Source organism: Micromonospora sp. NPDC048843 (assembly GCF_040649965.1).
Classification (GTDB): domain Bacteria; phylum Actinomycetota; class Actinomycetes; order Mycobacteriales; family Micromonosporaceae; genus Micromonospora; species Micromonospora hortensis.
Window position 1 is genome coordinate 1 of sequence record NZ_JBEZGJ010000289.1, and the last position, 5,783, is coordinate 5,783.

Sequence of the window (5,783 nt, forward strand, 5' to 3'; positions counted from 1 at the left end):
GCCCCCCGGGCCGCCCCCCGGCCCCCCCCCCCTCCGCGGCCCCCGGCGGCGCCGCCGCCCCCGCCCGCGCCGGGCACGGCCGGACTGTGGGGGGTTCGGTTAGGTGGGGGGTTAGGGGGGACTTGGGGATCAGCCAACTCTGGGTCGGGGACTGGTCGGGGTTCACCCGCCAGTCGCGGGAGACCCGGTCCACCCCGAGCGGGTAGATGGTCAACGTGCCGTCCGGGTCGATGCGCAGTCGCAGGAACGACTTCGAATCCTCGATGCCCTGTCCGGCGAAGAGTTCATTGACGTTCACTCCGAAAGAGCCCGCCACCAGCAGGTACGCCGCGACCAGTTGGCTGGCCACCAGACCGATCACCGGGCCGTAGAGCACCGCCGCCGCGACCGCCGGCAGCGGCCACGGCCAGTCGTAGAACGGCAGCGCCAACCAGACCCAGGTGCCGGCCGCCCCCAGCGCCACCTGCGCCACGCCGTGGCCGACACCGAGGATCCAGTGCCGCGCATGGCGTTTGCCGCTCGCGCTCGGCGGCTTGGCGAACAGGGCCGCCGCGATCACCGTCACGAGCACCATAACCACCAGCGGGACGCTGAACAGCCGCTGGTTGGTGCTGTCGGCCCAGTTCGCCGTCGCACCGGCCATGGCCAGCATCAGCAGTGTGTGCAGGGTGCCGAGCAACGTGGTGAAGCCGGGATTGCGGAACGGCAACCGGGGGAAGATGCCCCAGCCGTAGCGGCGCGACCGCGCGGCGTCCGGGTAGCGGGCCACCAGGTCGTACGGCTGGGCGGAGCTGGCCTTGCGGGCCAGCGTGTCCCGCGGTGGCACCTCGATGCGCTCCGGCAGCTTGTGCGTGGGGTAGAGGTACGCGCCGCCACCACCGCAGGTGATCAGCTGCCGGTCCGGCCCGGAGTAGCGGGCGTAGTGGTGCAGGTCCCCGGAGAGCAACAGCCGCACTCGCGCCCCGGTGGGGTCGATGATGGTGCGGATGAAGTAGTCGATCGAGTCGTACGCCGTGGGGTTGTCGGCGGCCTTGACCCAGGTCGGTGCCGGCGCCGCGATGATCACCTTGCACTCCGGCCCGAGCCGCCGGGCCACCTCGTCGAAGTAGGCCAGTTGCGGGTCGTCCAGGTACGAGCCGGACTGGTCGTCCACGCCGAGCAACCACCAGCCGGCCGGCAACTCCACAGCGAAGTACGACCGGGACTGCCCGGTGCCCCAGCCCGCGAAGTTGCGGTCCCGGGAGCGGACGAACAACCGCAGGAATGCGGTGAGGCCGTCGTACCAGTCGTGGTTGCCCGGTACCGCGAAGAGCGTCGGCTTCTCGGCCGGCGCCACCGGCAGGGCGGCCTGGTAGGGGCCCTTGCACCGGTCCTCGTAGGCGGCGTAGGCCGCCGACGGGTACACCTGGTCGCCGCCCATCACCAGGGTCTGCGCCCGGGGCAGGCGGTGCCCGTCGACGGTCAGCTCGGGCTGCGCCAGCAGGTACGCCACCGAGTAGGTGGCGTTGAAGCCGTCACCGAGGTCGGCCACGTAGTCGAGCCACAGCCCGCCGTCCGGCCCGACCTGGCGGAAGACGCCGTCGCCGAACGCGTTCTGCAACTCGCGCTTGTCGAGGTACGCCCCGAAGAGCACCGCCAGCAGCGTCCGGATGCCGGTGCTGATCAACAGGAACGGCGCCAGCCACGGCACCGGCTTGCGCGGCGTGAAACCCAACTCCAGCGGGTCGGTGCTGCGCGGCCGGTGGGCGGCGCGCTCACCGGCCGGCGCGCGGTCAGGGCGTTCGGTCGTCTCGTCCTGACGTTCGGGGTGGTCGCGTTCGTCACTCACCCGCCGCAGCGTAGTCCCGGACCCAATCATCCGCTGTCCGGTAAGCGTCCAGATGACGGCCGATGTCCGGTTGGTGCTGGCCAGCGCGGCGGGGGTATCCCGTTCGGTCGGTGCCGCCGGGGTGCCGTACACTTGCTGATCGTTGCCGCCTTAGCTCAGTCGGCTAGAGCGACGCACTCGTAATGCGTAGGTCGACGGTTCGATTCCGTCAGGCGGCTCGGTACGGAAGCCCAGGTCATTGGCCTGGGCTTCGCCGTTTCCCAAGGTCCACGACAGCGCCGCCGGACGTCCCTCAAACCCTTGGCCCCGCTGTCACATCTCACCGGTCCAGACCTGCTTGCAAGCACAGGAACCCGGCGTGGGTGTGCCAGCCGCTTCGGTGCAGGGCTACCGGGTAGCGGAACTCTCTGATTTTCCTGTCGGCTGTCTCTACTGAGATGCCCATCGACAGCGGCTCGTCCCGGACTTCGAGCGGGCACTGGAAACCGCAGCTTGACGTCGAGCCAGCGGGTGCTCCCGGGGCGCAGCGACTGGGACTGGCCGGTGTCCTGAATCAGGACGCCAGATGTCTGTGCGTGCACCGCACGGATCGTGACCGGCAGAGGGCCAAAGTTGGACACTTCCACCGACCCGTCCAGCCCAGCGACGCCCTTGGTAACGACGCCGTCGGTACGGGCCGCTCCCGGTATGGCGACGAGTTTGACCGACGCGGCCCGTTCCCGCTGCTCACGACGGTCTCGCAACTCGTTGACACTGACGCCGCCCAGCAACAAGCCGACCAGGAAGGCGGCGATGAGGCGCAGTTGGGCCTTCTTGGTCGCACGACGGGTAGAGGTGGCACCCGATTCGGCCGGCACATGCTTGTGCTCGTCGAGATCGATCACGCCATGCTCATGCACCGCGACAGCTTAGGGCCTCGATCCCCTAACGCGTGGTCCGTGCCATCCACGTGCCAGTAGCCGATGCCCAGGACGGTCACCGCCGACGGGCATCTCTTACCGCAGCATGTCCGCGTCGCCCGTTTCCTGATCGACAGCCACCCGCAGCGGCCATCCGAAACTCACGATGTGACAGGGCCTCGCGCCGGTCAAGGTCATCACCTGCTCGACGCTCACCCCCTGCACGCTCGGTGGTTCGCGCAGATCCTGACGCTCCGCGAGGCGACGGGCCAGGAATCGCATCGCGATCTGGATCGCCTCATCGGTGTCAACCATGAGAGGACAGTACGTAGTGGAGGCCCAGCCCGGCCACCCACCCGGGGTCGGCAGGCGCCGCCTGGCAGCGCCCGCCGCGCGACGGTCATATGTTCAGCAGGCCGCCGTTGCGCACGGCGTCATCCTTGATCGCTATGAGATTCGCGGAGACGTACGGGATGTTGTGGGCCTTGTGCCATTCACTCGGGAAGTACGTGACCAGCCGCGACGCCTGGAATCGGCATTCGATTTCAGGTACGAACCGCGAATATTTGGCGTCTGTGAAGTACCAAAAGGAGTTCTCATTGTAGAACGCCACGTGTGTTGGGTCCTGGTAGGCGCCTCGGCCGTCGGTGCTGGGGGTCAGCGACAACAACATTCCGTTCGGTGCGAGCAGTCGGTACAGTTCGTTGAACAGCGCGATCTTGTCCGGGATGTGTTCCAGGAAATCCACCGCCCGAATGACCCCGACGCTGTTGTCCGGCAGGTCGACACCTTTCGTTATGTCGCAAACAATGTCGACGCCCTGCCCGTCGTGGTAATCCAGGCCGAGATACCCTTCCGGCTTGTTGTGCGCGGAGCCCAGGTCGAGCGCCAGGAGCCCCTGCCGCCGAGACCAGGCCAGCACGTTATGTTGAATGTTCCGGTCGTAGATCTCCACCGTGCGCTGCTGGATGCGAGCGTTGACATCTGGAATGCGCTGTGTGTTCTTGGTGTGCATGCGTTGGAGGTACAGGCATTTCTGAATGTGATGGAACTCGCTCACCTGGTACATCCGAGCCATGAGGTCGGCATCGTCCGCGACGTCCAGCGACTCGTCGTACCCGCCGACCTTCTCGTAGATGTCCCGACGGAATGCCCGTACGTGGTTCGGTGCGTACCAGATGTAGCTCACGTTGTGTGGCGTCGGCGGCAACGCCCGGCAGACCAGCACCTCGCGGCCGTCCACCTTGTCGTCGTAGTGCCGCCAGCCGAACGAACTCGCGAAACGGTCCTCAGAGCGGCTGCCGTCCTCCTGGATCTGCGCGGTGTCGCTGTAGACGAACCCCACCTCCGGGTTGGCGTCGAAGGCGTCGACGATCTCTTGCAGGCAGTCGCTGCTGAGCAGGTCGTCGTCGTCAAGCTCGACCAGGATGTCACCGGCAGCCTCGGCGCAGGCGTACCCCTTCACGGCACCGACGCCGTTCAGGTTGTCCTGGACAATTAGCCGGATACGGTCGTCATGCCTCTCGGGCCGCCAACGCGACCCCTGATTCAGGACGACCACCCATTCCCAGTCGACGAAGGTCTGCGCAACGAGCGATTCGAAGCACTCGTCGATGAAGCGGGTGCGGTTGCTTCCAGTGAAGACCGTTACGCGAGGTGTGCGCATGGAGCCAATCACCTACCCGCTGGAGTCGAGGACTTAGAGGTAGGGGTCGGGCGGTACTTCGCTGGAACCGCTGAGGTGAGCCCCTTGTCCAGACGGATCGCCATCTTGAACGCGTCCCGCGCTGTCGCGTCCTCACCGGACTGGGACAGCATCATGCCCAGTCGCAGGTAGGCGGTCGACGCCTTGTTGTCGATCGACACGATCTTGCGATAGATGTCTATCGCCGTGGTCGGTGCCTTACCTTCCAGGACGATGGCCTTGTTGTAGAGGGCCGGCTTGTAGTTGGCGTCGGCCTCCAGCGCCTTGTCGTAGTTGCTGATCGCCTCGTCGGCCTGGTTGCGCGACTGGGCGATGTAGCCCAGGTTGAACCAGGCGAACTTGTTGTCGGCCTCGGCGTCCAGCAGTTTCTCGAAGGTGGCCTTCGCCGCGTCGAAGTTACCGGCCTGGCCCTGCTCAAGACCGAGCTTGAGCAGATCAGCCGGCGTTTCGGTGCCGCCGTTCGTCTTGTCGGTGCTGCCGGCGTTGTTCGTCTGCGGCTTCTCGGCAGGCTTGTCGCTGCTGCATGCCGTGACTCCGGTCAGCAGGACCGCACCGCAGGCGAGCGACCCGAATATCTGACGCATGTTCATTACTCCTCCTCGACCGTAACGGGGCTGTTCGACCTGCTGTTCGGCCGGTTGGCCTCGCTACTGTTGGACGTCGCCCGGCCCGACGTGTTGGACGGAGCCCCCAACATCAGCGGTGTGGCGAGTGAAATGCAGGAGACCCAGATATCGGCACCCCCGCCGGTGAAGGTGAACTGGTAGCCGCTGGTTGTGAGCGGCTGGATGAGCACCGGGTTGACGCCTGCACCCGAGAGTTGATAGCCGGTTCCGACAGCAATGTCTCCAGGCTCGCAGCCGAAATCGACAGGGGTGTCTGCGATCACGGTCAGCGGGCCCTGAATGTAAGCGGCCTGGATTCCGTTGCCAGCCACGCCCTGCGGGCCTTGGGCGCCCGTGGCGCCCTGCGGTCCTGGCACCCCCTGAAGTCCTTGTGCCCCCGTGTCTCCCTGGGCCCCCTGTGCACCCTGGGCGCCCTGGAAACCCTGGGCACCGGTTGCGCCCTGGGCGCCTGCGTCCCCCTGCGCACCTTGGACGCCTTGGAAGCCTTGCGCTCCTGCGTCGCCTTGCGCGCCCTGGGTGCCAGTGGCGCCTTGGAAGCCTTGGACGCCTTGTGCGCCTGTGTCTCCTTGCGGGCCTTGGGCGCCCGTGGCACCTTGTGCGCCTGCGTCGCCTTGCGGGCCTTGGGCGCCGGTCGCGCCTTGTGCGCCTGCGTCGCCTTGCGGGCCTTGGGCGCCGGTCGCGCCTTGTGCGCCTGCGTCGCCCTGAGCGCCGGTGGCGCCTGCGTC

Annotated in this window: 5 protein-coding genes and 1 tRNA gene; 1 reads left to right on the plus strand and 5 read right to left on the minus strand. The window is 67.0% G+C overall.

What is annotated here, in order from left to right; genetic code table 11:
* Positions 1 to 1,828 (minus strand): metallophosphoesterase (locus AB0C20_RS34725; RefSeq protein WP_357569598.1); only part of this gene is annotated, 1,828 nt, incomplete at its 3' end.
* Between the two features lie 144 nt (positions 1,829 to 1,972).
* Here AB0C20_RS34725 and AB0C20_RS34730 point away from each other — a divergent pair.
* Positions 1,973 to 2,046, plus strand: a tRNA-Thr gene (locus AB0C20_RS34730).
* Between the two features lie 777 nt (positions 2,047 to 2,823).
* Here the strand turns inward: AB0C20_RS34730 and AB0C20_RS34735 are convergent.
* The 4 genes from AB0C20_RS34735 to AB0C20_RS34750 all read right to left on the minus strand — a co-directional run bounded on the left by AB0C20_RS34735 (position 2,824) and on the right by AB0C20_RS34750 (position 5,369).
* Positions 2,824 to 3,042: a hypothetical protein gene (locus AB0C20_RS34735; RefSeq protein ID WP_357569599.1), complete on the minus strand. Its 219-nt coding sequence runs from the start codon at positions 3,040 to 3,042 to the stop codon at positions 2,824 to 2,826.
* Between the two features lie 85 nt (positions 3,043 to 3,127).
* Positions 3,128 to 4,393 (minus strand): glycosyltransferase, encoded by a 1,266-nt coding sequence (locus AB0C20_RS34740; protein WP_357569600.1) that lies wholly within the window; start codon positions 4,391 to 4,393, stop codon positions 3,128 to 3,130.
* Positions 4,394 to 4,401: 8 nt separating this feature from the next.
* Positions 4,402 to 5,022 (minus strand): tetratricopeptide repeat protein, encoded by a 621-nt coding sequence (locus AB0C20_RS34745; protein WP_357569601.1) that lies wholly within the window; start codon positions 5,020 to 5,022, stop codon positions 4,402 to 4,404.
* Positions 5,022 to 5,369 carry a hypothetical protein gene (locus AB0C20_RS34750; protein ID WP_238687486.1) on the minus strand — a complete coding sequence of 116 codons (348 nt, stop codon included), beginning with the start codon at positions 5,367 to 5,369 and terminating at the stop codon, positions 5,022 to 5,024. Before AB0C20_RS34750 ends, AB0C20_RS34745 begins: the two co-directional genes overlap by 1 nt.
* Positions 5,370 to 5,783 lie beyond the last annotated feature (414 nt).